Annotated in this window: 25 protein-coding genes; 8 read left to right on the top strand and 17 right to left on the bottom strand. The window is 70.6% G+C overall.

Features of this window, described 5'->3' with window-relative positions; translation table 11 throughout:
- Nucleotides 1-20: 20 nt before the first annotated feature.
- From HZS54_RS04500 to HZS54_RS04440, 13 genes are all read right to left on the bottom strand, one after another.
- Complete coding sequence (locus tag HZS54_RS04500; protein ID WP_179920758.1) at nt 21-740, bottom strand: endonuclease NucS domain-containing protein; 720 nt, start codon at nt 738-740, stop codon at nt 21-23.
- A gap of 128 nt (nt 741-868) precedes the next feature.
- The gene (locus tag HZS54_RS04495) at nt 869-1,453 is read right to left on the bottom strand and encodes a metal-dependent hydrolase (RefSeq protein ID WP_179920757.1); all 585 of its coding nucleotides are present in this window, start codon (nt 1,451-1,453) and stop codon (nt 869-871) included.
- 1 nt (nt 1,454) lies between these two features.
- Nucleotides 1,455-2,495 carry a hypothetical protein gene (locus HZS54_RS04490; protein WP_179920756.1) on the bottom strand — a complete coding sequence of 347 codons (1,041 nt, stop codon included), beginning with the start codon at nt 2,493-2,495 and terminating at the stop codon, nt 1,455-1,457.
- The gene (locus HZS54_RS04485; protein WP_179920755.1) at nt 2,488-3,597 is read right to left on the bottom strand and encodes a hypothetical protein; all 1,110 of its coding nucleotides are present in this window, start codon (nt 3,595-3,597) and stop codon (nt 2,488-2,490) included. The genes HZS54_RS04490 and HZS54_RS04485 overlap by 8 nt, the downstream gene beginning before the upstream one ends.
- A 2-nt stretch (nt 3,598-3,599) precedes the next feature.
- Entirely contained in the window at nt 3,600-4,352 is a 753-nt protein-coding gene (locus tag HZS54_RS04480; protein WP_179920754.1) for a hypothetical protein, read from the bottom strand.
- A gap of 370 nt (nt 4,353-4,722) precedes the next feature.
- Complete coding sequence (locus HZS54_RS04475) at nt 4,723-5,673, bottom strand: aminopeptidase (RefSeq protein ID WP_179920753.1); 951 nt, start codon at nt 5,671-5,673, stop codon at nt 4,723-4,725.
- A gap of 129 nt (nt 5,674-5,802) precedes the next feature.
- Nucleotides 5,803-6,099 carry a hypothetical protein gene (locus tag HZS54_RS04470; RefSeq protein ID WP_179920752.1) on the bottom strand — a complete coding sequence of 99 codons (297 nt, stop codon included), beginning with the start codon at nt 6,097-6,099 and terminating at the stop codon, nt 5,803-5,805.
- Entirely contained in the window at nt 6,096-6,455 is a 360-nt protein-coding gene (locus tag HZS54_RS04465) for a hypothetical protein (protein ID WP_179920751.1), read from the bottom strand. Before HZS54_RS04465 ends, HZS54_RS04470 begins: the two co-directional genes overlap by 4 nt.
- A gap of 160 nt (nt 6,456-6,615) precedes the next feature.
- Nucleotides 6,616-7,278, bottom strand: a complete 663-nt coding sequence (locus HZS54_RS04460) for a hypothetical protein (protein WP_179920750.1) — start codon at nt 7,276-7,278, stop codon at nt 6,616-6,618.
- The gene (locus HZS54_RS04455) at nt 7,278-8,108 is read right to left on the bottom strand and encodes a transcriptional regulator FilR1 domain-containing protein (protein ID WP_179920749.1); all 831 of its coding nucleotides are present in this window, start codon (nt 8,106-8,108) and stop codon (nt 7,278-7,280) included. Before HZS54_RS04455 ends, HZS54_RS04460 begins: the two co-directional genes overlap by 1 nt.
- Before the next feature lie 190 nt (nt 8,109-8,298).
- Entirely contained in the window at nt 8,299-8,547 is a 249-nt protein-coding gene (locus HZS54_RS04450; RefSeq protein ID WP_179920748.1) for a DUF8028 family protein, read from the bottom strand.
- A 384-nt stretch (nt 8,548-8,931) separates the two neighbouring features.
- Nucleotides 8,932-11,280, bottom strand: coding sequence for a DEAD/DEAH box helicase (locus HZS54_RS04445; RefSeq protein ID WP_179922936.1), 2,349 nt, complete (start codon nt 11,278-11,280; stop codon nt 8,932-8,934).
- 138 nt (nt 11,281-11,418) lie between these two features.
- The gene (locus HZS54_RS04440) at nt 11,419-12,813 is read right to left on the bottom strand and encodes an MATE family efflux transporter (protein ID WP_179920747.1); all 1,395 of its coding nucleotides are present in this window, start codon (nt 12,811-12,813) and stop codon (nt 11,419-11,421) included.
- A 106-nt stretch (nt 12,814-12,919) separates the two neighbouring features.
- On the opposite strand from HZS54_RS04440, the gene HZS54_RS04435 reads away from it, so the two are divergent.
- From HZS54_RS04435 to HZS54_RS04415, 5 genes are all read left to right on the top strand, one after another.
- A complete protein-coding gene (locus HZS54_RS04435; RefSeq protein WP_179920746.1) occupies nt 12,920-14,053 on the top strand; it encodes a M48 family metalloprotease in 1,134 nt (377 codons plus the stop codon).
- 62 nt (nt 14,054-14,115) lie between these two features.
- A complete protein-coding gene (lipA, locus tag HZS54_RS04430) occupies nt 14,116-15,048 on the top strand; it encodes a lipoyl synthase (RefSeq protein WP_179920745.1) in 933 nt (310 codons plus the stop codon).
- A 76-nt stretch (nt 15,049-15,124) separates the two neighbouring features.
- The gene (locus HZS54_RS04425) at nt 15,125-15,817 is read left to right on the top strand and encodes a rhamnogalacturonan acetylesterase (protein WP_179920744.1); all 693 of its coding nucleotides are present in this window, start codon (nt 15,125-15,127) and stop codon (nt 15,815-15,817) included.
- A gap of 100 nt (nt 15,818-15,917) precedes the next feature.
- On the top strand, nt 15,918-16,655 hold the full coding sequence (locus tag HZS54_RS04420; RefSeq protein ID WP_179920743.1) for a 2-phosphosulfolactate phosphatase: 738 nt from the start codon (nt 15,918-15,920) through the stop codon (nt 16,653-16,655).
- Nucleotides 16,655-17,434: a PHP domain-containing protein gene (locus HZS54_RS04415; protein WP_179920742.1), complete on the top strand. Its 780-nt coding sequence runs from the start codon at nt 16,655-16,657 to the stop codon at nt 17,432-17,434. The genes HZS54_RS04420 and HZS54_RS04415 overlap by 1 nt, the downstream gene beginning before the upstream one ends.
- A 41-nt stretch (nt 17,435-17,475) precedes the next feature.
- On the opposite strand, the gene HZS54_RS04410 is transcribed toward HZS54_RS04415, so the two are convergent.
- The 3 genes from HZS54_RS04410 to HZS54_RS04400 are packed head-to-tail and all read right to left on the bottom strand — an operon-like array spanning nt 17,476 to nt 21,164.
- Nucleotides 17,476-18,435, bottom strand: coding sequence for an energy-coupling factor transporter transmembrane component T family protein (locus HZS54_RS04410; RefSeq protein ID WP_179920741.1), 960 nt, complete (start codon nt 18,433-18,435; stop codon nt 17,476-17,478).
- On the bottom strand, nt 18,432-20,282 hold the full coding sequence (locus tag HZS54_RS04405) for an ABC transporter ATP-binding protein (protein ID WP_246391768.1): 1,851 nt from the start codon (nt 20,280-20,282) through the stop codon (nt 18,432-18,434). The genes HZS54_RS04410 and HZS54_RS04405 overlap by 4 nt, the downstream gene beginning before the upstream one ends.
- Nucleotides 20,283-20,300: 18 nt before the next feature.
- Complete coding sequence (locus HZS54_RS04400) at nt 20,301-21,164, bottom strand: DUF8171 family membrane protein (RefSeq protein ID WP_246391767.1); 864 nt, start codon at nt 21,162-21,164, stop codon at nt 20,301-20,303.
- 387 nt (nt 21,165-21,551) lie between these two features.
- Here HZS54_RS04400 and pdhA point away from each other — a divergent pair, with 387 nt between their 5' ends.
- The 3 genes from pdhA to HZS54_RS04385 are packed head-to-tail and all read left to right on the top strand — an operon-like array spanning nt 21,552 to nt 25,375.
- The gene (pdhA, locus tag HZS54_RS04395; protein WP_179920740.1) at nt 21,552-22,655 is read left to right on the top strand and encodes a pyruvate dehydrogenase (acetyl-transferring) E1 component subunit alpha; all 1,104 of its coding nucleotides are present in this window, start codon (nt 21,552-21,554) and stop codon (nt 22,653-22,655) included.
- Nucleotides 22,656-22,657: 2 nt separating this feature from the next.
- Nucleotides 22,658-23,680, top strand: coding sequence for an alpha-ketoacid dehydrogenase subunit beta (locus HZS54_RS04390; protein ID WP_179920739.1), 1,023 nt, complete (start codon nt 22,658-22,660; stop codon nt 23,678-23,680).
- 3 nt (nt 23,681-23,683) lie between these two features.
- Nucleotides 23,684-25,375: a dihydrolipoamide acetyltransferase family protein gene (locus HZS54_RS04385; protein WP_179920738.1), complete on the top strand. Its 1,692-nt coding sequence runs from the start codon at nt 23,684-23,686 to the stop codon at nt 25,373-25,375.
- A gap of 1 nt (nt 25,376) precedes the next feature.
- Here the strand turns inward: HZS54_RS04385 and HZS54_RS04380 are convergent, their stop codons facing one another.
- Nucleotides 25,377-26,009, bottom strand: a complete 633-nt coding sequence (locus HZS54_RS04380) for a hypothetical protein (RefSeq protein ID WP_179920737.1) — start codon at nt 26,007-26,009, stop codon at nt 25,377-25,379.
- Between the last annotated feature and the right edge of the window lie 83 nt (nt 26,010-26,092).

The following is a 26,092-nucleotide window of genomic DNA, read 5'->3' as shown; positions in this document are numbered from 1 at the left end:
CCACCCGCGTCGACCGCTGATCAGGTCTTCTCGCACCCCGTATCGAGACACCGCCGACCGGACGGCGTCTCGAAGACGGGCAACCCACAGTCGCAGGTGCCGTCGACGACGCCGGTCGGGACGCCGAAGCCGGTGTCGCAGTCGGGGTAGCGCTCGCAGCCGGCGATCAGCCCGCCGCGGCGGAGGATCCGCAGGTCCCCCTCGCAGTTCGGGCAGTCCCACTCGCGGTCGAACCGGTCGGCCACCCGGTCGTCGATGGAGTCGCAGTCGCGGTCGATGCAGACCTCGAATTCGGCGCCCCGCTCGACCCGAAGCAGGGGGAGCGCGCAGACCGGACAGGACTCGTCGAGGACCGCGCCGTCCCGGGGGATCGAGTACTCGTCGTCGCAGTCGCGACACAGCACGGCCCCGCGAGCGAGGACGAGCCGCCCCTCGCAAGTCGGGCAGTCGCCGACCGGGACGCCCGCGCGAGAGACGGGGTGGCGAGCGGCGCCGTGTTCGTCGTGGACCTCGACGCGGAGGTGCTGGTCGCCCTCGCGGGCGTCGAGGACGCCGTCGACGAACTGGACGCTGTCGGCCCTGGTGAGCCAGGCGACCGGCTGGTAGCCGTCGGCGTCGTGGACCAGCACCGTGTTGTCCGGCTTGACCACCGTGACCACGTCGCCGCGGTGTTCGCGCTCGTTGCGGCCGTCGAACGTCGTCGTGCAGTCGCCCGCGACGACGCGCACCTCGTCGTGCATGGGTCGGCCTGGTCGCGCTCTCCGACTTATACCTACGCTTGGCCCCGACGGCGGCCACGGCGATCGGTCGGCCGTCGCGGTCGATACGACGGCGAACCGGGAGCGAAGGCGGACCGGCCGGGCGACGCTCAGCGCGACGGCACCCGCCAGATGTCGTCGACGAACAGGTGCGACGCGAACCCGCAGAGAAAACAGAGCCCCGCGACCAGCGAGACGAGGCGGAGACGCGCGGCGCCGGCCGCGCGGAGGAGTGTCAGGGTGAGCGCGGTCAGCGCCAGGCTCAGGGCGACCCCGAAGGCCGGATGGTGCGTGATCCCCCGGTGGGTCGGGCGGACCAGCGGGACGGCGCGCACGGTCGCGACGAACACGGCCGCGGTCGCGGCGGTGACGGCGACGCCGGCCCAGAACGGCGCGGGGTCGGGCACCGGGCCGCGCCGGAAGAGCCCGACGACCGACTCCCGCGACGCCGCGGCCGCGAATCCGACGGCTCCCGCGGTCAGGCGCGGCACCCAGACCCGCGCGACCCGGTACGGACGGCTGTTCGGGTGGTCGACATCTGGAACGACGGCGCCGGCGACGGTCACCGGAGCCCCGACGACGGCCGCGACGACGGCCTCGACCGGCCCGTGGGGGACCGTCAGGAGGACCGCCCCGGAGACGAGCGCGAGGTGCGCGCCGACCCCGGCGCGCAGGTGTGCCCGAAACGACCCCATGCTAGCACTCGGGTTCGAGGCGGCGGTCGGCCTCGGGCGCACCGTCGTCGGGCGTCCGGCAGTCGCGGTCGGGCTTCCGCCGGGAGCGCTCGGGGTCGTCCTCCCGGATGGAGTTCCGTCGCCAGGTCGCGGGCCCGTCGTCCTCGGACAGTTCGTCCGCCAGGTAGAACCGGACGAGGTCGACCGTCGGCTCGTCGTGCTGGACGGTGACCAGCCGCCGCGCGGTCCGGTCGTGCGCGGTGAGTGCGGGCGAGACGTAGTCCCGCGGCGCCGACAGTATCGTCGCTCTCGGCCGCCGACCGGGCTCCTCGCGGAGGCGCTCGACGACCGGGCTGAGGGGTTTGCCCTTCCCGTTGGTGAGGTCCTCCCGGAGCGCCGGGTCGCCGGGGAGGCGGTCGTCGATGGGCGTCTGCCGGACCGTCGCGGACCCGACCCCGGTGAGCGCGTCGCTCTCGGGTTCGGTCATGAGGTCCGGCAGGTATCCCAGCAGCGGCTGGATATCGGCCGGGTCGGTCACCAGCAGCGTGGCGTCGTACGACTCGGCGACCGACTCGACCACGTCGGCCGGTGCCCGCGGGACCGCGACCAGGACGGTGTGGAGCCCGTCCTCCGACCACCGCGAGGCGCACTCGTCGGGGATCCGGGCGAGGCGGTCGGCCGACTCCGTGTCGAGTTCGGCGACCACGAGTTCCCCGCCGGGGAGCCCCCGCGGCGGTCCCCCGTGCGAGCCGACGAGGTGGTCCGCGATACACCCGGGGTCGACCTCGGGGAACGCCCGGAGGTCGACGCTCGGAACGTCCGGGACCACGGTCCGGGTCGACCGTCGGAGTCGGACCGCGAGGGCGACGCCGGCTGCGGCCGGGACGACCGCGAGGGAGCGCAACGGTCCGGCGGCGGCGACGGCGACCGCGAGTGCGGCCGCGAAGCCGACCGCGAGGACGGCCCCGAGCGCGGCGGGCGACCGCGCGGCGCGTTCGACGCGCGGGAGGACCTCCCCGACCTCGACGGCGCGGACCGCGCCGTCGCGTTCGTGCTCAGACATCGGCGCCCGCCTCCCGGAGCGCGGCCAGAACGTCCGGGTCGTAGACGTTCATCTCCTCGGTGAGGAACCGGACGACCTCCTCCCGGGGGTCGGTCGTCGGGCTGCACTCGCGGTCAACCTCCTTGCGCCAGGCGTCGAGGTCGGCGGCGTTCTCGTAGAGCCAGCCGATGTTCGACACCTTCACCGTCCGGACGAACTCGTCGGCGAGTTCCCGCGTGAGCATGACCCGGACGCAGTCGACGGGCGCCTCGAAGGACGTGATCCGGATCCCGTCGTCGTCGGCCAGCAGGTCGTCGGTCAGCCGCGTCCGGTCGTAGTCGCGCGGGAAGACGAGGTACGCCCGCGTGTCGTTGTCGCTCCAGACCTGCAGGTCGTCGGCCGCGAGGCCAGGGGGCAACCAGTCGTTCGGGTCGAACCCGAGCAGCTCGTTGTGCGCGCGGCCCAGCCGGGCGCGCTGGTCGAGGATCTCCGAGGCGATCCGCTGGCGCGTGACGCTGACCCCGCCGGCCGGGACCGTCCCGTGCGTGACCGCCGGGCAGAAGAGGTTCATCGTGTCGATGAACACCAGCGTGGTCCCGAGTTCGCCCAGCGCGGCCGGGTACCGCGGCGTCTCGTTGTGCGACGCCTTCGAGACGAAGACGTTCTGGGCGTTGTCGCGGTCGAGCGTGGCGAGGTTGAACGCGTTACAGATGCGCTCGCGGTCGGTCGGCGACGGGCTCACGACGAGGACCCGGGTGATGGCGTCGAGGGGCTCGCTGCCGCAGGGCCGGATCGACTCCATGCCGATCATCCCGGTGCCGTTCGGCGTCTGATAGGTCAGGACCTCCGCGCAGTCGCCGAGGGCCGCCGAGAGGTCGTCGAGTTCGTGACGGCCGCCGACCTGCGCCTGGTCGGCCGCCCGGTGGACGCTCCGGCCGCCGGGGCGGTCCTCGCAGCGGTACGTGGTGACGGCGTGGTCGATACCGAGGGTCTCCAGCAGCCCGGCGAACTCCTCGTGGCTCTGGTCGCTGAGGCTCGACCAGAGGTTGACCATCGCCTTCGACTGCTGGTGGCGTTTGAGTTCGGTGCGCGAGTCGAACAGGGTGTCGATGTCGAAGTTCATCGTTATCGGGTGAGGTGGGTGGTCGTGGACGAGTCGGTGCGAGCGGCCCAGAGCAGGCGGGCGAGGACGGCGGCCAACAGCGTCGAGGTCGCGGCGACGGCCGTGACCACCGGCCGTTCGGTCAGCGCTTCGGCGACCAGCCCGGCGGGCCGAGTCGGGAGCCGCTGGCGCGTCTCCCGCTGCAGGGCGGTCGCCCGTTCGTACCGGGTCTCCAGCGCCGCGAGCGACGAGGCGTTCGCCAGCTCCCGGGACTGCTGGTCGATCTTCACCGCGAGCGCGCCGGTCTCGGGGGCGGGGTTCCCGTCCGCCCGTTCGGCCTCGACCATGCGTCGCGAGGCGTCGAGAGAGCGGGCCGCGCCGGTGCGGTAGGCCTCCCGGAGCGCGGGCGTCGCCTGCTCGACGGCCGCCCGGTAGGCGTCCCGTGCGCTGCAGTACTCGCCGAGGTCGTAGCTCGTGTCCCCGTCGGACACCTGCCGCGCCGCGGCATCGACCGTCTCCTCGGGGACACTGACGAGCGCGTCGTCGTCGACCCCGCGCATCGAGCTCAGCCGCTCGTGAGCGGTCTCGCGCGCCGAGACGGGCGCGTCACAGGACTCCTCGCTCTCGCTCGGCATCCCCGCGGCCGCCGGTACGAACACGGCCAGCGAGACCAGCAGGAGACACACGGCGTAGGCCGCCACCCGCGATAGGCCGAGGATGTAGTCGTCGGTACCGGTTCGTCGGAGGAGAGCGACGGCGGACTCGCACCCGGACACCGCAGTGGAGCTGTCGTGTCCGAGCGACGTTCGAGTCAGCCGGTCTCCCGGTTCGTTCCGAAGCATGCGACAACAGTACGTAATGGGGCTGCGAGTCCGCGAGCTTCGGTAACGCCGCCGCCGGATTCCGGGCGGTGTCCGACCGGCCGGGGCCGACTCGAACGTGGCCGCCGTTGTCGAGACGGACGGGCCGTTCCCGTCGGGAGGGGTCGGATCTCGGGAGCCGAACGGGATGCCGGGGGGGACGGGCTCGACGGGGCCGTTGGACGCAAACCCCCTATAGATTCGACGGCCGCTTGGGTCGGCCCCGCCGATGCCTCGTCGACTCGGTAGACTCCGAAAAGCGGACGCGACGGTCGTGCAGAAACAGTCAGATACCGCTCGGCAGTTTGACCTCGTCGCCGTCGGCGTAGACGGTCGGGTCGCGGATGACGCCGTCGAGGTGGATCGGGGCCTCAGTGTCACCGCCGATCGCGTGGTCGTCGCCGACCGCGATGTGAACGGTCCCCGCGGCCTTCTCGTCGAGGAGGACCGAGCCGACGAGCTCGGTCACGCCGGTGTTGGTCCCGATACCCAACTCCGCGAGGTTGTAGGCGGCGTCGCCCGCGGCCTCGGCCGCGGACTCGATCTCCTCGCGGACCGCCGGGTCGCTGATGGCGGTCACCTGCCCCGCTTCGACGTCGATCTCGATGGGGTCGGTGTCGTCGAGGAGCCCGTGGGGGCGCATCGTCCCGTCGACCACGAAGATCCCGTCGCCGCTCGTCGGGCTCGTGAACACCTCGCCGGCCGGGAGGTTCGTCATCTTACCGGGCTCGTGGACGATCCCGGTGTCCTGATACCAGTCGGCGGCACCGCACTCGAGCGTGATGTCCGTCCCGCGGTCGGTGACGACCCGGATCTCCTCGGCGTCGGCGACCTGCGAGAAGATGTCCTCGCACGTGTCGGCGATCCGGTCGTAGTCGGCGTTCAGCCCCGTCTCGAAGACCGTCTCGGTGATCGCCGGGAGCGTCGCGACGCGGGCGCCGGCGTCGGTCGCGGCCGACCGCGCCTGCGTGTGGCTGAGACTGTTGGCCGTCGGCGCGAACACGACGTCCGCGTTCCGCATCGCCGCCGTCACGGGCGTCGGCGGCTCCTCGCTGAACTGGTCACCCGATCGGTACCTGACGATGGCGGCGTCGTCGGTGGTCTCCCGAGCGACCTCGTAGAGGGCTTCCCCCACTGACTGGCATACCTCGTCCGTGACGACGAGGCACGATTCTGCGGACTCGAGTCCCAGACACTTCTCGACTGCCGTCTCGGCTGGCCGGCGAAGATCGGTCACAGCGAATCATCGCGTCGAGTCTCAATATGTATTACGAAGCGCCCCACAGCTCCGTTCTCGCCGCCGGAGATCCGCGGACGCGGTGACACCGCACCCGGATGCACGCGGGAGACGACGGGAGCGACGGACTCATCGAACGCCGTACTCCGTCTCTCCCCGTCCGTCGGTCGTCTCCGCTTCCGGCGGGGCGTTCCCGGCCCTGACACCGTGGGTCATGCAGTACTCGTTGTCGGGGTCGGCGTAGTACGTCTCGCCGTCGAAACGCACGACGACGACCGCTTCAGGCCCCGGTTCGAGGTCGATCGCTCCGCCTGGGCGGTCCGCGTCCAGTTTGTTCTCGATCACCGCCTCGACCGCTCGCAGTTGCGTGCCCGAGTATTCGTCACCGTGCTCGGCAGCCAGGTTGCTTGCGATATCTCGGCTCATCGGGTCGACGATCCCCCCGAGTCCTCGGCGGATGGCTCCGCGATCACGGCCAACTTCCGGTCGATCCTCGTCTCGACCGTCTCCAGCCGCTCCCGGACAGCCGTCAGCTCCTCGCCCAGTGTCGCCATCCGCTCCTCGTGGGTCCGAGCCGCCGCGTCCTCGCCCTGGAATCGCAGCTCGCCGATACAGTCGGCCTGGAGACTCCGTTCCCGACGGATCTCGTCGATTCGGTCCTCGAGACGCTCTTTTCGCGACCGTAGCGCCAGCAGTTCGGCGACCGCCTCCGGCGACGGGTCATCCGCGACGGCGACGCGGATCGCGTCTTCGCGACGTTCGAGTGTGCGCGTCTCGGACATACAGACGGAGATAGGGGCTCGGTCGCTGCGTGTGCTCGGATCGCAGACGGTCCGGATCCCGCCCCGGGTCAGTTCCGTCGACCCCCTTCGTCGCCTAGCGGGCCGTGGATCCAAACCCCCCTAGCCGAGGCGGGGGGGCCAGGCGAAGCGAGCCGTTCGGTCACGTCGATAACCGGGCGTCGGCGCCGAGACACTCCGGAGTCACCGACTCGGCGACGAACGAGACCGCCCACTCGAGCATATCGGGGTGTCTGGCCCCCTTGATCTGGATCGTGCCGGTGCCGAACACGGAGACGCGCATCGTCATCGAATCGAGGTCGCGCTCGTCGTTGTACCGCTCGATGGGCACGGCGTCGCTCTCCACGACGACGTCGAGGGAGTTCGACCCCTCGTCCGGCGGCTGTACGTCGCCTTTCGGGACGGGGAGCAGGTGATAGAGCCTGTTCAGCCGGACCGGGACGCCCAGAACCGCCGTCGCCGACATGTTGGAGATCCGGCGGTCGTACCGTCGCTCGCTGACCACGCCCGACTCGCGGAGCCGCTCGACGGCCGACCCGAGCGCGGTGCAGGCCCCGACCGGGTCGTCGACATCGATGCAGTCGATCATCCCGGAGGTGTAGAACCGGACCACCCCCTCGTCGTCCAGTTCGTGGACGGCGGCGCCGAATCCGTCGTCCGTCTCCGCCCGTTCGTCGATCCAGTCGACCGTCGCGAACGTCTCGGCTGGGGGGACCAAGAAGTCGACCTCGGTCTCGACGCGGACGTTGTCGACGAGTAGCGTCCGGCGGGGGTCGCGGGGGAAGCGGTCGGCGTCCTCGCTCATCACTCGGTCCGCTCGATACGGACGCCACCGTTCTCGCTGGCGAGGTCGAGTTCGTCCGCCGCCCCTCGGATCGTCCGGTACTGCTCGCGAGCCCAGTCGACGATGTCCTCGTCGGCCGATTCGAGGGCGATCTTGAGTCGCCCGTTCTGGGTGATGAACAGCACTCTGTCGTCGAAGACGCTGAGCATGTACGGCAGCTCCGACGCGACGTGCCACGAGACGTTCCCGTCGCTGGAGTAGTCGTACATCCGTTGCTGGTAGTGGGCGTTGTTGGTGATGTCGGAGAAGAAGTCGTCGCTGAGGACGTACTCCGCGTCGAAGGCGTCGTCGGTGACCAGCTCCGCCTCGGTCGGCTGCCGCAGCCCCAGCGGGAACGGTAACAGCTCCCGGAGCGTCTCGGACTCCCGCAGACAGCCCTTGTACCGGTTTTTCACGGTGAGGTCGAGGTCGTCGGACTCCCGGTGGATCGTCGCGTCCTGCGTGAAGTTCGTGATGTCGGGGATGTACTCGCCGTCACATTCGATCGACTGAAAGAACGGACGGACCCGGTTGTCGATGAGGAAGTCGTCGAAGAGGGTTCGCAGCGAGCGCTCGATGTGGCGCCCCCGCTGGGTCAGGGTTATCTCCCCGCCGTCCTCGCGGACGAGGCCCTCCTTTTTCAGCTCGTCTTTCTTGCTCCTGTTCGTGTACGGGACCCCCGGATACCTCTCGGTGACCGCATCCGCATCGAGTCCGTCGGCGGCGTCGAGGAGGATCTGAAACTTGACCCGAGACTGCGTGAGACTGTTCAGTTGATTTAGAACCGCCTTCACGTCGCTTTCTCCAGGCATGTCGATTCCACCGTTTCCGCCCCTCGTTCAAATGATTTGCCCACGTACAACGATTCAAGGCGGGATTCTGGCCGTCTCGCCGGTGCGATCGGCGGTCGGGTCGGTCCGCGAAAGCGGAGAGCGGTCGGTGGAGGAGAGGGCAGGTGACCGCGGGGACCGCGGCGGGCGCAGTCGGTCGGGTGGGCGAGCGTCAGTCCTGTTTATGACCGTGACCGATCCGGAGCGCGGCGACGTTCGCGAGCAACAGGCCGACGAACAGCGGGACCTGCTGGACGACCGACCCCGAGACGATCAGGGCGAGCATCGCGAACGGGAGGACGACGGCCGACCAGAAGCCGGCGAACTGGACCGAACCGACCGCGAGCGACTGGAGGCGCTGTACACCGGTGGTCGAGGGGAGTTCGGGACCGGACCGACGGAACGGGGAGGCGCTGGACATTGTTCGTCACCTACCTCCCACTTGCATCGACTACCCCATATAAAGGAACGACCGCTAGCGTGATTTCGCGTCGTTTCTCCCCGACGGCCCGTTTTATCCGCCCCCGAACCGACCTTTCAGTTGGCTCCCTAACGTTTTAATACCGTTCCAGAACCGATTAGAAGGTTTAGAACCGCATCTAAGGACCAAATAGACAAGTTACTTACATTTTCGACGGACGCCGATCCGCCCCACGTCTCGGGTCGAACGAGGGGCGACTCTGCGGGTCGACCGGATCGGTGCGCGCGGCCGGGAGAGTTGGCGCGCGCTCGGGGCGATGTGCGGTCGAGGTGCCACCGGTCGACGGGTCGCGCGGCGCCGGCGGCGCTCGTCCCGGACCGTCGTTCACTCGACGCGGACCGAGCGCGTCTCGACGACGGGGTGGACGGGGAGTTCCGGGAAGGCGACCTCGATCGCGTACTCCAGTTCGTCGGCATTCCCGCCGAAGACGCCGACCGGCAGGGTCGCCTCGCCGAGATAGCGGTTCTTGGTCGTCATCTCGACGCCGTTGACCGTGACGCGCAGGCCCGCGCGGGCGTCGCCGCCGACGTTGCGGACGGTGACCTCCCGCATGTCGTTCTCGCCGGAGGCGACGCTGTCGGGAAAGTCGCCCCACTCGACGACGACGTTCGGGAGTTCGCCGGCGCTCTCGACGACGCGCTCGGCGACGCCTTCGGAGAGCCCGGCGGCGTCCAGACCCGAAGCGCCGGCCTCGCGGACCCCGGCCGGTGTGGTGATCCCCTCGGCGGCGAGCTTGCTCGCGCGCCCCGATCCGACGCCGTCGATGGCGGTGAGCCCGACCGCGTCGTCGCTGATGCCGTTCTCGATGCGCGCCTCGATGCGGCAGGCGAGGTTCGCGGCCTCGGAGCCGGCGAGCCGGTCGAGGAACGCGCGGAGCGCCGCGAGCAGGCGCAGCGCGTTCTGGGTGATCACCCACGCGTCGCTCTGCAACTCGCCGGGGGTCGTCCCGCGCATCCGCGATTCGAGGATCGCGAGCACCTTCCGGCCGCCCGGGTCGAGGTCGTCGGTCTCTCCGAGGACAGCGGCGACGGCGTCGCGTTCGTCCGAGCGGGCGCTGACGCTGTCGAACTCCGCCGCCGTCGCGATGGCCCGCAGGATCCCGTCCTGGTCGAGGCGACCGTCCGCTTCCTCGGCCTGCTCGGCCAGATCGGCGAACTCCCGGGCGGTGTCGAGCCGCAGGTAGAACTTCGAGGCGAGCCGCCCGAGCGGCGTGGGTTCGAGACGCATGTCCTCGCGCTCGACGAACCCGGTGGCGACCAGCGACCGAAGGGTGTCGCTCACGCGCTCGCGCAGCGCGCTCTCGGAGGCGTACTCGTCGGGGGCGCTCGCCGCGCGCACGTAGTAGAACGTCGTCTCCAGCCAGTCCATCACGTCCTCGATATCGCCGATGGTCCCCAGCGCGATCTCGGCGTTGAGGTGGGCGTCCAGGTCCTCGGCGAGTCGCGACTCGATCTCCTTGCCGTCGCGCAACAGCGCGCGGTATTTGTCGGCGTCCGACGAATCGCAGACCACCCAGGCGTACCCCTTGTCGTCGTAGCCGGGGCGACCGGCGCGGCCGAGCATCTGGAGCACGTCCAGCGGGCTCATGTCCACCTCGCCCTCCAGCGGGTCGTGGAGCTTCGTGTCGCGGATGACGACGCAGCGCGCCGGGAGGTTCACGCCCCATGCGAGCGTCGAGGTGGAGAACAGTAGCTGGAGTTTCCCCTCCTTGAACCACTGTTCGACGAGGTTCTTGTCCTCCTTCGAGAGCCCGGCGTGGTGGAAGCCGACGCCGTCGAGCACCGACTGGCGCAGCGTATCGTTGGAGAGCTCGGCGGCGTCGTTGTGGAAGTCGTAGTCGCCCCGCGCCCCCATCGGAACGTCGCGCTCGGCGATCTCGTCCCTCGATTTCTTGGCGGCCTGGACGGTGTCCTGTCGCGAGGAGACGAACACGAGCGCCTGGCCCTCCTCGCGGATGTGCGGCTCGGCGATGTCCAGGGCGCGGTAGAGCCGGCGGTACTTGTCGGCGAAGGCGTTGTCGCCGTGGGCGTAGGTCCGCACGTCGGCGTGCAGCGGGACCGGCCGGTAGTCGTCACCGAACTCGAAGGTGTTGTCGGCGGGGGCGTCGAGCCACCCGGCCACGTCGTCGACGTTCGGCATCGTCGCCGACAGCGCGACGACGCGCGGGTCACAGAGCCGGCGCAGCCTCGATACCGTGACTTCCAGCACGGACCCGCGCTTCTCCGAGTCGAGCAGGTGGACCTCGTCGATGACGCAGCAGTCCACGTCGGTGATAAAGGAGTAGCGCGGCGAGTCGTGTTTTCGGGTGGCCGAGTCGGCCTTCTCGGGAGTCATCACGAGGATGTCGGCCCGCTCGGCGCGGCGCGGGTTCAGGTCGCGCTCGCCGGTGACGACGTAGACCGAATAGCCCAGGTCCTCGAATCGCTCCCACTCGCTCTCCTTCTCGTTGGTGAGCGCGCGCAAGGGGGCGAGGAAGAGGGCGGTCCCGTCGGCTTCGAGCGCCTCGCAGATGGCGACCTCGGCGAGGGCGGTCTTGCCGCTGGCGGTCGGCGCGCTGACGACGACGTTCTCCGTCGAGTCGAGCAGCGCGGGCAACACCTCGCACTGCATGGCGTTGAACCGCTCGAAGGGAAAGGCCCCGGCGTAGTCGGGCAGCACCTCCGAGACCGCCAGCTCCGTCTCGCCGTCGGCGTGCCGTGACACGAACGAATCCGGGGGCCCCGTCGGCATATGCGTTTCTATGGCGGAGTGGAAGTGGTCGGCGGGACCGCCCGCCGGGCCCGACGGCGGAGCGGCGACCGCGACGGGCCGTCAGTCCGACGCGGCGGCCTCGTCGGCCGCCCGGGCCAGCATCCCGCCGTCGGCCGACCGGTAGAAGTAGCCCGCCAGCCAGACGGCAGCGGCGACGTTCGAGAGCGTGACGCCCCAGAAGACGGCTGCCACACCGAGGTCGAGGACGTACGCGCCGACGAGCGCGACGGGGAGGCGGACGGCCCAGTACTGCGCGAGCGTCGAGTACATGCTCACGTCGGTGTTGCCGGCGCCGTTGAAGCCGGCCTCGACCGCGTAGATGACCCCCAGCGCCCAGTAGCCGTAGGCGAGGATCTGGATGTAGAGGACGGTGTACTCCAGGGCCTGTCCGGAGAGGTCGGGGACGAACACGTGCGCGATGGGCGCGGGGACGACCCACTGGAGAGCGCCGAACACGGTCAGGCCGACCGCCGCGATGGCGGCGCCGACCCAGGTCGCGCGGCGGGCGCGGGAGGGCTGCTCCGCGCCGAGGTTCTGCCCGACGACGCTGGTCGCGGCCTGCGCGAGTCCCTGGGCGGGGACGAACGCGACGGTGGCGACCTGCGACCCGATGTGGTAGGCCGCCAGCGCCGCCGGGCCGCCGACCGCCGAGACGATCCAGATCATCCCGAGACGGGCGACCTGCCGTCCGGAACTCTGCCCGGCGATGGGCAATCCCACGTCGACGACCTCGCGGGCGGTGTCGAGGTGCGGTCGGAGCGCCGCGCGGGTGAGTTCGAAGCCCTGGCGACCGCGGGCGGCGAGCGCGAGCGCGAGCGCGGCGCCGACGGCGTAGCCGACCGCCGTCGCCAGCGCCGCGCCGAACAGCTCCAGCCGCGGGAACACCCACCACCCGAGGATCAACAGCGGGTCGAGGACGACGTTGACGACGATGGCGACGAGGTTGACGTACAGCGCCGCCGTCGTGTCGCCCCACCCGGTGAACCCGCTCTCCAGCGTGTCGCTGGCGGCGACGGCGACGAGCGCGAACGCGTAGGCGGTGAGGTAGTTCGCGGCCAGCCGTCGGACGGCCGCGTCGTCGGTGAACAGGCCCGCGACCGCGTCCGCGCCGACGACGAGCGCCGCGCCGAGCACCGCCGCGACGGCCACCGCGCAGGCCGCGGCGGTGAACGGGACCCGCCGCGCGGCGGTTGTCTCGTCGGCGCCGACGCGCTGGGAGGTGACCACCTGGCTCCCGGTGAAAAACGCCTGCAGCGGGACGGTCAGCAGCGCGACGACGACCGTCGCGAGCCCGACCGCCGCGACCGCGGTCCCCCCGAGGCGGCCGACCCAGAACAGGTCGACGACCGACTGGGCGACCAGCGCGAAGTTCTGGGCGACCAGCGGCGCCGCGAGCACCACGAGCGCGCGCGACAGCGACCCCCCGACGATGTCGTCGCGCGTCACGTCGAACATACCGCACTGTCTCTCCCCCATACATGTTAAATATTTGTATTTAGGTGTTGAACCATCTACGGGACCGTTCGGTGACATTTTGGTGGTCGGGGTCGTCGCTCCGCGCGTGAGTCCCGCCCTCACCCCGCAAGTCGCGGTCGCCCTCCAGATCGTCGTCACCGTCGCCGTCGGCGCGGCGGTCCGCTGGCGCGGCCGGTCGGCCTACGAGGGGGCGGCGGGCGACGCCGAGACGGCCGCCGCGCTGCGGCGTCTCCGGCGGCGCGGGGTCGTCGCGGGCGGCGTTGGCACCGTCGCCCTCACCCGACTGTCCGGGCTGGCCCGCTCGGCCCAGGCCGGCGCGACCGCCGAGGTCGCGGCGGTGAGTCCGACCGCGGGCGCGGTCGTCGGCGTCGCCGCCGCGGTCGCCGCCTACGCGCTCCCGGTCGTCGTCGTCGCGGTGACGGTCCGGCTCGCGACGGTCCCGTACCGCCGCGCGACCCGCGGGTTCCGGGTGCGCTACCGCGACGCCGCGGCCTGGGAACTCGAACGCGACTCCGTCGGTCTCGCGGGGGTCGTCCTGGCCGCGGGGGTCATCGCGCTGGTCCCCGCCGGGTGGCCCCGCGTCGTCGCCGCCGTCGGCCTCGGGCTGGTCGCGACGGCGCTGACGCCGTTCGCCCTCGTCGTCGCGCTGCGGACCCGCTGGCCGACCGACGAGGAACGGGCGACCGTCGACGGCGTGCTCCCCGACGGCGTCCGGCTGCGGGTCGTCGACGACCGCACCCGCCTCGGCAGCGCCTTCGCCGTCGGGATCGTCCCCGGCGCCGAGTACGTCTTCCTCACCGAGTCGCTGTTCGACGCCCTCGACGGCGAGGAGTTACGCGCCGTCGTCGCCCACGAGGTCGGCCACCACGAACACGGGCACGTCCTCCTGCGGTACCTGCTGGTCGCCGTCGCCGCCGGCGCCGCCCTCGGCGCCGCCTCGGTCGCGCCCGACGCCGCGCTGGTCGCGATCCTGGCCGGGACGCCGCCGTTCGCCGTCGCCCTCGCCTGGGTCGTCCGCCGCACGGAGGCGCAGGCCGACGCCTACGCCGCCGAGGCGGTAAGCGGGGCCGCTCTCGCCGGCGCGCTGGAGGCGCTGGCCGACCGCCGCTACATCGTCGACGGCGGCGGTGGGGTGTCGAGTCTGCTCTCGTACCACCCGCCGCTGAGCGAACGGATCGAAGGACTTCGGGGACGGTCGTCGGGGTCCCAGGTCGGGTGACCCTCGTTCGACGCCCGATCCAACTCCCCAGGCTTTTGCCCGACCGAACCCAAGCGTCGCCAATGAGTCGCGCCCGCAAGCCCGAGTGGCTGAAGACCCGGCCGCCGTCGGGCGAGCGCTTCACGGACATCAAGGAGAGCCTCCGCGACCGGGGGCTCAACACGGTCTGCGAGGAGGCCAACTGTCCGAACCTCGGGGAGTGCTGGTCCGGTCGGGACGGCCCCGGCACGGCGACGTTCATGCTGATGGGCGACCGCTGCTCGCGCGGGTGTAACTTCTGCGACGTGGAGACCGGCGGGATGGAGGCCCTCGACGACGAGGAACCCGAGCAGGTGGCCGACGCCGTCGCCGAGATCGGACTGGACTACGTCGTCCTGACCTCGGTGGACCGCGACGACCTGCCCGACCAGGGCGCCGGCCACTTCGCCCGGACCATCGAGGCGATCAAGGACCGGGATCCCGGCATCCTCGTCGAGGCGCTCGTGCCGGATTTCCGGGGCGAGGAGCACCTCGTCCGCAAGGTCCTCGACGCCGAACCGGACGTGTTCGCCCACAACGTCGAGACGGTCGACCGCCTGCAGTGGCCGGTTCGTGACCGACGGGCGGGCTACGAGCAGTCGCTGTCCGTGCTCCGCCAGGCCGCCCGCGAGTCGGAGTCGTACGTCAAGACCAGCCTGATGCTCGGCGTCGGCGAGTACGACCACGAGGTGTACCAGACCCTCTCGGACCTGCGGAGCGTCGGCGTCGACGTGGTGACGCTCGGCCAGTACCTCCAGCCCTCCCGCTCGCACCTGGAAGTCACGGAGTACGTCCACCCCGACGCCTTCGACACCTGGCGACGGGTCGCCGAAGAGGAACTGGATTTCCTCTACTGCGCCTCGGGCCCGATGGTCCGCTCCTCGTACCGGGCGGGCGAGCTGTTCGTCGACGCGGTGGCGCGGGACGGGAAGAGCGTCGAGCGCGCCCGGGCCGAGGCGCGGGCGGGCGGGGACTGACGGCGGCCGCGTCCCGCCGGCCCCCGGGCGAGGCGGGACCGACGCGCATATATCCCGCACCGGCGACCGCTACGCAATGTCGTCCGATCCCATCACCGTCCACCTGATCGGGGACTCCACCGCGGCCGAGAAGGCGCCGGACGAGCGCCCCGAGACAGGCTGGGGGACGCCGTTCGCCGAGCGCTTCGACGACTCGGTGACGGTGGAGAATCACGCCCGCAACGGCCGCAGCACCCGCACCTTCCTCGAAGAGGGGCGCTGGGACCCCGTGGTAGACAGCCTGGCCGAGGGCCACTACGTGTTCGTCCAGTTCGGCCACAACGACGAGGTCCCCTCGAAAGAGCAGTACACGCCGGAGTCGGCGTTCGTCGCCAACCTCGAACGGTTCGTCGCGGAGACGCGCGAGCGCGGGGCGACGCCCGTGTTGCTCACGTCCATCGCGCGCCGTCACTTCGACGACGCGGGCGACCCGGAGGACACCCACCGCGAGTACGCGGACCTGACACGTGATGTCGCGCGGGCGCACGACGTACCGCTGATCGACGCGGACGAGCGGAGCCGGGCGCTCCTGGCCGACCTGGGACCGGAGGAGTCGAAGGCGCTCTACAACCACCTCTCGCCGGGCGACCACCCCAACTACCCCGACGGCGTGACCGACGACACGCACTTCAGCGAGCGCGGCGCCCGGCGGATGGCCGAGCTGATACTCGACGGGGTCGAGCGGCTGGACCTGGGGCTGGCCGCTCGCGTCGACCGCGACGGTCGGTGACGGAACCCGTCGGTCACGTCTCAATACCGCTCCGGACCCGAAAACGGCCGACAATAGGGCTCTTAGCAAGGGGCTTCCGTCCGCTCCGCGCCCCACGGGTATGGCGTCGCTCGCCGACACCGACATCGAGGACCGACTCACCGACCGCATCCTGCCGTCCCGGGCACGGATCCCCGAGGACCCGCCGGCAGGGGACTACGTCGTCATCGACGTGACTCACTTCTCGACGACCGTCGTCGAACTGTTCGAGAACGGCGCCGAGTACGTCCACGTCACGGAGGAGCGCGGCGACGAGCACGCGTTCAAGGAGGCCCACCCCGAGGCGCGGATCGGCGGCGGCTCCAGCGACGACTACACACCCACCGAGGGGTACGACTTCTTCAACTCGCCGACGTGGGTGAACGACACCGACGTGGCCGGTCGTCCGACCGCGCTCACCTCGACCAACGGCGGCGCCGCAGTGACGGACCTCCGGCTGGGAGGGGGCGACGACGTGGACGTGTACGTCGGCACGCTCGCCAACGCCCGCGCGGTGGCCGACCACCTCGACGGGAGCGAGAAGCCGACCTACATGGTCGCGGCGGGCTCGAAGGGCAAGCCCTCGCCGGAGGACACCGTCGGCGCCGTCGTCATCGGCCGCCACGTCTACGGCGAGGCGCCGACCGACGCCGAGCGGGACCTGTACCGCCAGGTCGCCAAGCTCGGCAAGGCGCCCAAGTACGAGCAGAAGGCCGACATCCGGCTGAACGACCTGCTGGAGTTCGACCTCAGGTTCAGCGAGAGCGCGGTCGTCCCAAAACTCGAGGGCCAGGAACTCCACGACGTAAGCGAGGAGTAATGCACGCCGACCTGCACGCGCACACGACCTACTCCGACGGGTCGCCGCTCCCCGAGATGTGCCGCGCGGCCGAGACCGTCGGGCTGGACGCGGTCGGCTTCACCGACCACTGCATCGTCGTCGACGACGAGTTCGGCCGCCGCGAGCGCTACCACCTCGTCGAGACCTACGAGCGCCGCCGGGAGGCCATCGAGCGGTTCCGCCCGCGGACCGACCTGACCGTGTGGGACGCCGCCGAGGTCAGCTACGTCGCCGACGCCGAGGCCGAGACCGCCGACTTCCTCGACGCCGCCGGCTTCGACTACACCATCGGCAGCGTCCACTTCGCCGGCGAGTACGACTACACGACCGCCTCGCAGTACGCCGACGCGAGCGAGGCCGAGCGCCGGGCGGCCGTCGAGCGCTACTTCGACGCCGTCGTCGCGGCGGTCGACTCGGAGCTGTTCGACGTGCTCGGCCACCTCGATCTGCCCGAGCGGATGGCCGCGCTGCGCGGCCACGCCCGCCGGAGCGACTACGAGCGGGTCGCTGCGGCGCTGTCCGACTCGGCGACCGTCCCCGAGATCAACGCCGGCCGCGTCCACGGCTCGCTCGGGCGCGTGCATCCGAACCCCGCGATGCTCGACGCGTTTCGGGAGCACGGCGTAGGCTTCGTTCTGGGCACGGACAGCCACTCGCCGAGAGAGATCGAGCGCCGCGTGCCGGCGCTCCGCGAGGTCGTCGAAACCCACGACGTGCCGCTGGCCGAGTTCGAGCCGTCGGCGGCGGTCGTCCGGTAGCCGCGCGCGTAGTTTTCTGGAGAAGCGACGAACGGCGACCGTCAGGTGAACGCCCAGACGGCCGCGACGAAAAACAGCGACCCGAAGACGAAGGACACGTCGCGGGTCCGGACCATCATCCCCTCCGTCCGGAGCGCCCGGCTCTTCTCGTCGCCGAGCGAGCGCGAGAAGCCCTTGGTCTCCATCGCCTCGACGGTGACCCGCGAGCGCTTCGCGACGTTGAAGATGAGCGGATAGAACGCCTTCACGGAGAGTTTCAGCAGGTAGTAGAAGTACCGCCACTTGAGGAACCCGGTCTGCTCGGGCACCTCGCTGCGCAGGCGGAAGGAGTTGACCAGCGCGTGGTACTCCTCGACGAGCAGCGGCATCATCCGGTAGCCGTAGGCGATGGCGAAGGTGAGCTGTCGGGGGACGCCCAGCCGGAGCATCCCCTTCGAGAGCTTCCGCGGGCTCATCGCCGAGAAGACCGCGAGGCTGATCACCGAGATGATGGTCAACTTCAGGAAGAAGGGGACGACCGCGCCGACGGCGTCGATCCCGACCTCCTGGCTGGTGAGCGCGGTGTCGACGCCGCGGGCGGTCGCTCCGGCGGCGATGGCCCAGACCTCGCCGAAGACGGCGGGGTCGAGCGCCGCGAGCGCCTCGGTGACGCGGCCGGTGTTGTCCCCGAGGTAGCCGAACGCCTGGATCGCCCCGCCCATCGCCGGGACCATCACGACGAAGAAGCCGACGTTCGTGACCTGGCCGAACAACAGCAGCGCGAGCAGGTACTTGCTGACCTGCGAGAGCGCGGCGAGCGCGAACGCCGCCGCCAGCAGGATCGCCAGGGGGAGCGGGTCGTAGAACAGCCACGGGACGATCATGAACAGGACGGTCCACAGCAGGACCACCCGCGGGTCGAAGGAGTTCAACAGCGCGCGGTCGTTGTCGTAGGCCGTCCGCATCAGGTCGATCTTGATGTCGGCGATCGAGATGTCCGTGACCGCGTCGACGTACTTCACCGCCGGTCACCTCGGTGACCCGTCCCGGCGTCCGCATCGGCGCCGGGACCCGAACCCCCGTCGGCGTCGGTCCCGCCGTCCGCGAGCGCGTCGGTCGCCTCGGCCGCCTCGGCCGCGTCGGTCAGGGTCCCGACCATCTCCTCGGCGGTGAGCGCGGCCGGGTCGACGCCCAGCCGGTCGCTCAGTTCGACGATCTGCGGGCGGCGAAGGTCGGTGCGAGCCAGCAGGTCGGGGTCGTCGAACACCTCGCCGGGCGGCGCGTCGGCGAGCACGCTCCCCTCGCCCATGACGACCACCCGGTCGGCCCACTCGGCGACCAGCTGCAGGTCGTGGGAGGCGACGACGACCGTCTCGACGCGGCTCTCGGCCTTCCGGAGCATCCCCGTCACCTCGCGGCGGCTCTGCAGGTCGAGACTGCCGGTCGGCTCGTCCAGCAGGACGACCGTCGGGTCGGTCGCGAGGCCGATGGCCAGCGAGGCCCGGCGCTGCTGGCCGAGGCTCAGCAGCCGGCCGTCGCGGTCGGCCAGCTGCTTCAGGTCGAGGTAGTCGAGGATCTCGTCGACCCGCTCGTCGGCGTCCTCGGCGCCGCGGTTTCGCAGGTAGTAGCCCACGTCCTTGCGGACGGTGTCCTCGACGAACATCTCCTCGGGGTTCTGGTGGATGTAGACGGTGTCGTCGGCCAGCGTCTCCGGCAGCGTCTCGCTCGTGTCCTGCCCGAGTACCGTCACCGTCCCCTCGTCGGGCGACTCCAGCCCGGTGATCAGCCGGAGGAGCGTCGACTTGCCGGCGCCGTTGGCGCCGACCAGCGCCACGCGGTCGCCCGCGTACAGGTCCAGATCGACGCCGTCGAGCACCCGGTTGTACCCCTCCCGGAGCGTCGGGTAGCCGTGGCCGACGCCGTCGAGGGTGATCAGCGCGTCGCCGCCTTCGCCGGCGACCGGGGACCCTCGCGCGGCACGCTCGCCACCGTCGGCCGCGCGGGGTCGCTCGCCGGCCCGGTCGCGGACCGCCGGGAACGCCGTCGCCGCCTCGTCGACGGTGACGGGGTAGCGCCCGTCGGCCAGCCGGCCAGCGTCTCCCGGCAGGTCGGCGGCGATGCCCGTGACCTGCGGCGGGTGGATGTCGTGGGCCTCCAGGTCGTCCAGTCTGTTGAGGCCGACCTCGACGGGCTCCTTCCAGGCGACGCCGCCGTCGGAGACGAGGACCATCTCGTCGCAGTAGTCGGCGACGAACTCCGAGTGGTGCTCGATGACGACCACCGTCTTGCCGTGGTCCTCGTGGAGCCGGCGGAGCTGTTCGTAGGCCTCGCGGGCGTTGTGCGGGTCCAGCTGTGCCGCGGGCTCGTCGACGAAGACGAACTCCGGGTCCATCGCGAGCACGCCCGCGAGCGCGACGAGGTGCTGTTGCCCCCCGGAGAGCTCCCAGACGAACCGGTCTTCGAGGTGTTCCAGGCCGACCATCTCCAGCGCGCGGGTCGCCCGCTCGGCGTAGTCGTCGAGGCCGTGGTTGAGCGGGGCGAACTCCACGTCGTCGCGCACGGTCTCCTGGACGAGCTGGTTCTCGAAGTCCTGGAAGACGTAGCCGACGGTCTTCGAGAGCTCGGCGACGCCGGCCTCGCGGGTGTCGGTCCCGGCGACCGTGACGCGGCCGTCGAACCGCCCCTCGAAGAAGTGCGGGACGAGCCCGTTGAACGTCTTGCACAGCGTCGTCTTGCCGCTGCCGTTGCCGCCGACGACGGCGGTGAACTCGCCGGGCTCGATCCGCAGGTTCGCGTCGCGCAACACCGGCTCGTCGCCGCCGGGGTACCGGAACGTCAGGTCCTCGACGACGATATCTGATGAAGGCATGAAAACGAGACCGCCGGGCTAGACCCCGCCCTCGACCTTGCGCTGTCGGTAGGCGACGAGGCCGAACGCGACCACGGCCGCGACGACGATGGGAACGAACAGGAACGTCTGGCCGTAGGTCTCGACGAACTCCGGCGTGAACGTGACGATGCCGCCGCTGGTCTCGCTGAGCGCCTCGGCGCCGAACGCGAGCGGCAAGATTGCGACCCACGCGAGCAGTCGCTTCAGCGACGAGCGAGTGAACATCGGTCCGTTACGGCCCTCGGTCGAGCGCATCCCCAGCAGCGGTTCGATCTTCCCGCGCAGTCGGGGGTAGAGGAACAGCGTCGGGATCGCACCGAAGACGATGCCCGCGACGAGTATCTGCACGAGGGCGCCGATCCCCTCGGTGGCCCACACCGTCGCGGGGAGCCACGAGATGGCCTCCAGCTCCTCGACGCCGATGTAGAACTTCCCCACGTCGATGAACCAGGCGGCGGTCTCCTCCATGGCCTTCGCGAGCAGTCCGACGCCCGCGATCTGCGTCGGACTGTCGGGGTCGGTGATCAGCGACATCGCGAAGAACCACGACGCAGTGATGACGAGCAGCCCCTCGACGGCGCCCAGCGCGCTGAAGTCGCCGATGAGGATCTCGCCGAAGACGATCCCGCCGACCGGGATCGCGAGACACGCCCAGAACGACCGGAAGAGGAGGACGACCGACATCGCGACGAACCAGAACGGTCCGATCGAGACGCCGAGGCCGCCCACCGAGAACTCCGGCAACAGCTCCGTGATCATGCTCTGCAGACCGTGCAGCGACATGACGAGGATGAACACCATCATGTCCCTGTGGTCGAAACTGAACACCCCACTCGAATCCGCCGATGTGGTCGTCGCCATACGGGCGGCGATCCTCCGACTCGTCCCTTAACCGCTGGTATGAGCCCTATATCGCCGGACTGGCGAGTCGGTATCCGAACGTCCGCTCGGTAGCCGATCCCACATCTATTGAGCAGTCATATCGCAACCGACTCGCAAGCTCCGCGGTCCGGCCCGGTCGTCCCGACCGCTCCCCCGACGGCGTGCCCACGAGGGCACGCTCGCGCCGCTGGACGAACGACCAGTTTCGACCCGGTTCGGACGCGGATATCTCCGATATTTCCGCCCCGATAGCGCCGTTTCGCCCACCGCGACCGGCAAGAATGGACCACAGCGAAAGCTATTTACGAAAATCCTTAAGCCGACAGCCCCCCTTGGCTCGGGTATGTTCCCGAGGAGGGAGTTTTCGTGAGTACCTTGCAGCGCGACCCGGGGGACCGGGTCCAGATCCTCGACGAGGACGGCCAGGTACGGGACGGAGCGACCGTCCCGGATCTGTCGGAGGAGCGCCTCGTCGAGATGTACCGGGAGATGAAACTCGCCAGGCACTTCGACCAGCGGGCGGTGAGCCTCCAGCGCCAGGGGCGGATGGGGACCTACCCGCCGCTGTCGGGCCAGGAGGGCGCCCAGATCGGGAGCGTCCACGCGCTGGCCGACGACGACTGGCTGTTCCCCAGCTACCGCGAGCACGCCGCGATGCTCCACAGGGGCCTGTCGCTGGAGCAGACCCTGCTGTACTGGATGGGCCACGAGGAGGGCAACGTCCGCGAGGACGTGAACATCTTCTCGGTGGCGGTGCCCATCGCCACGCAGATCCCCCACGCGACGGGCGCGGCGTGGGCGTCGAAACTGCAGGGCGAGCACAAGGCGTTCCTCTGTTACTTCGGCGACGGCGCCACGTCGGAGGGGGACTTCCACGAGGGGCTCAACTTCGCCGGCGTGTTCGACGCCCCCGCGGTCTTCTTCTGTAACAACAACCAGTGGGCCATCTCAGTCCCCCGGGAGCGCCAGACCGCGAGCGCCACGCTCGCCCAGAAGGCCGACGCCTACGGCTTCGAGGGCGTCCAGGTAGACGGGATGGACCCGCTGGCGGTGTATCAGGTGACCAAAGCCGCCGTCGAGAAGGCCAGACATCCCAACCCCGACGAGCTGCGGCCGACCCTCATCGAGGCGGTGCAGTACCGCTACGGCGCCCACACCACCGCCGACGACCCCTCGGTGTACCGCGACGACGAGGAGGTCGAGCAGTGGCGGGCGAAAGACCCGATCCCGCGGATGGAGCGGTTCCTCCGCGGTCGGGGGATCCTCGACGACGAGCGCGTCGACGCCATCCAGGCGGCGGTCGAGGACGAGGTGGCCGACGCCATCTCGGCGGCGGAGTCGGTCAAGCGGCCCGACCCCGAGGAGCTGTTCGCGCACGTCTACGAGGGGATGCCCGACCGACTGGACGAACAGCTCGCGTACCTGCGGCGGCTGCGCGAACGACACGGCGACGAAGCCCTGCTGGAGTGACCATGAGCGAGACTACCGACACCCAGACCGACGACGCATCGAGCGGCGAAACGCAGAGCCTGACGCTGGTCCAGGCGGTCCGCGACGGGCTGGCGACGGAGATGGGCCGCGACGAGCGCGTCCTCGTGATGGGCGAGGACGTGGGGAAGAACGGCGGCGTCTTCCGCGCCACCGAGGGCCTGCTCGACGAGTTCGGCGACGACCGCGTGATCGACACCCCCCTCGCGGAGTCCGGCATCGTCGGCACCGCCATCGGCATGGCCGCCTACGGCCTGCGCCCGGTGCCCGAGATCCAGTTCATGGGGTTCATCTATCCCGCCTTCGACCAGATCGTCTCCCACGCCGCTCGTCTGCGGACGCGCTCGCGCGGGGAGTTCACCTGCCCGCTCGTCGTCCGGGCGCCCTACGGCGGCGGCATCCGCGCCCCCGAACACCACTCCGAGTCCAAGGAGGCCTTCTTCGTCCACGAGCCTGGGCTGAAGGTCGTCATTCCGAGCACGCCCCACGACGCGAAGGGGCTGCTCGCCTCGGCCATCCGGGACCCCGATCCCGTCATCTTCCTCGAACCCAAACTGATCTACCGGGCGTTCCGCGAGGACGTGCCGGAAGGCGAGTACACCGTCCCGCTGGGCGAGGCGGCGGTCCGCCGGGAGGGGGCCGATATCTCGGTGTTCACCTGGGGTGCGATGACCCGGCCGACGATGGAGGCCGCCGAGAACCTGGCGGGCGAGATCGACGTCGAAGTGGTGGACCTGCGGACGCTGTCGCCGCTTGACGAGGAGGCCATCGTCGAGTCGTTCAAGAAGACCGGTCGAGCGGCCGTGGTCCACGAGGCGCCCAAGACCGGCGGGCTCGCCGGCGAGATCACCGCCACCATCCAGGAGGAGGCGCTGCTGTACCAGGAGGCGCCGATCGAGCGGATCACCGGCTTCGACGTGCCGTACCCGCTGTACGCGCTGGAGGACTACTACCTGCCCGAGCCCGAGCGCATCGAAGACGGCATCAGGGACGCCGTCGAGTTCTGAGCCATGGTCCGCGAGTTCAAGCTCCCCGACGTGGGAGAGGGCGTCGCCGAGGGCGAACTGCTGGAGTGGCACGTCGAACCGGGCGACACCGTCTCCGAGGATCAGGTCGTCGCCGACGTCGAGACCGACAAGGCCGTCGTCGACGTGCCTTCCCCGGTGAACGGCACCGTCCGCGAGTTGCTCGCCGAGCCCGGCGACGTGGTTCCCGTCGGCGAGGTCATCATCACCTTCGACGTGGAGGGCGAGGCGCCCGAGGAAAGTGAAGGGGGCGCCGCCGCAGAGACCGGGACGGAGACCGACGCCGCCGGGGAAGCCGGGGCGGCGCCCGACGACGCGGGCGAGACCGCGGAATCGTCCGTGAACGGCAAGGGCGGGCGCGTCTTCGCCGCGCCGAGCGCACGCCGGCTCGCCCGCGAACTCGGCGTCGACATCACCGGAGTCGACGGGTCCGGCCCCGGCGGCCGCGTGACCGAGAGCGACGTGCGCGCCGCCGCCGAGGGAGGCGACTCAGCCGGGAGCGAGGCGGGCGAGAGCGACGACGGTAAACAGCTCAAGTCGGCCGTCTCGCGGATCGACGACGGCGACAGCGGGGGCAACAAGTCGAGCGTGGGCGACGGGCTGCAGTCGGCGGTCTCCCGTGTCGACGACGGCGAGGGCGGCGAACCGGGCGGCGCCGCCCCGGAATCGGGGGCCGCGGCTTCCGTCGAGGCCGCGGGGCGCGAGCGGACGCTGGCCGCGCCGGCCACCCGGCAGGTCGCCGAGGACCTCGGCGTCGACATCGACGACGTGCCGACCGACGAGGTGCGCGACGGGCAGGCCTTCGTGGACGAGGCCGCCGTCCGCGAGTACGCCGAGGTCCAGCAGCGAGCGCAGGCGGCCGACGCCGAGGCGCTCGCCGACGCCGCGGACGCCGGCGAGGCGGGTGCGACCGCCGAGAGCGCCGAGGCGGGCGCGTCCGGGGCGGACGACGCCGCGACTGGCGCGGTCGAAGCCGCCAAGGGGGACCGCCGCGAGCCCTACTCGGGGATGCGCCGGACCATCGGGCAGGCGATGGAGCGCTCGAAGTTCACCGCGCCCCACGTCACCCACCACGAGAAAGTGGACGCGACGGCTCTGGTCGAGACGCGGGAGAAACTCAAGGAACGGGCCGACGAGCGCGGCGTGAAGCTCACCTACGTCCCCTTCGTGATGAAAGCGGTCGTCGCCGCGCTGGACGAGCACCCGGTGCTCAACACGCAGCTCGACGAGGACAACGAGGAGATCGTCTTCAAATCGGACCGGAACGTCGGCGTCGCGGCCGCGACGGAGGCGGGGCTGATGGTTCCGGTCGTCGAGAGCGTGGACGAGAAGGGGCTCCTCCAGCTCGCGTCGGAGGTGAACGAACTCGTCTCGAAGGCCCGCGAGCGGTCGATCGCCCGCGAGGAGATGCAGGGCGGCACGTTCACGATCACGAACTTCGGCGCCATCGGCGGCGAGTACGCGACGCCGATCATCAACTACCCCGAGACGGCGATCCTCGGGCTGGGCGCCATCGAGGAGCGGCCCGTGGCCGAGGACGGCGAGGTCGTCGCGCGGGACGTGTTGCCCCTGTCGCTGTCGGTCGACCACCGGGTTGTCGACGGCGCCGACGCCGCGCGGTTCGTCGAGACGCTCAAGGAGTATCTGGAAGACCCGACGCTGCTCCTCCTGGAGTAGTTCAGAGGTCGGCGAGCAGCGACTCGGTGTAGCGATGGGCGAGCGTGACCGCGACGGCGCCGACGACGGCGGCGGTCGCGAACGTCCGGACGGAGACCCCCAGATCGCTCTGTCGGAACGGGCCGGTGCTGGCCGTCTCGACGTACGACGCGAGCATCGGTTCGCCGCCGAGACCGAGCGCGAGCAGTCCGACGGTCGCGAGCGTGGCCAGCCCGCCGGTGCCGAAGCCGACGTAGGTGGCGAACGTCTCGGCGGTGAACAGACGTTCGGCCTTCCGCCGGGTCAGCGGTTCGTTGCGGGTCCGGGAGACGACGACGCCGACCAGCAGCGCCGCCGTCCCGAGTTCGAGGACGAGCGCGAACAGCCCGACCACGAGCACGATCGGCGAGGCCGCCGCAGGGTCGACCGTCGGGAGGTACGCCGCCGCGCTCGCCGGGTAGAGCAGGTACAGCGGGAGCGCCAGTGCCAGCGCGCTCACCAGCAGCGACTGGACGAGCAGCTTCTGGGGCACGGGCTGGGTGAAATGCGAGAACCGCTCGACGCGAACGCGGTCGTACGCCGAGTCGCTCAGCACCCGCCGGAGGATGGGGTCCTCGGGCAGGTCGTCCGATCCGTCCGTCGAGTTTCCGGTCATGTGGGTCCTTCTGGTACCCGGTCGACGGTTCCGGTACAAGACCGTTTCGTTGCGACCGTCGCCCGCGAGAACCGCGAGGGAGC

Origin of the sequence: Halosimplex pelagicum (assembly GCF_013415905.1) — an archaeon.
GTDB classification, from domain to species: domain Archaea; phylum Halobacteriota; class Halobacteria; order Halobacteriales; family Haloarculaceae; genus Halosimplex; species Halosimplex pelagicum.
The sequence above is the reverse complement of the archived record's forward strand: the minus strand, read 5'-3'. Positions and strand labels throughout refer to the sequence as shown.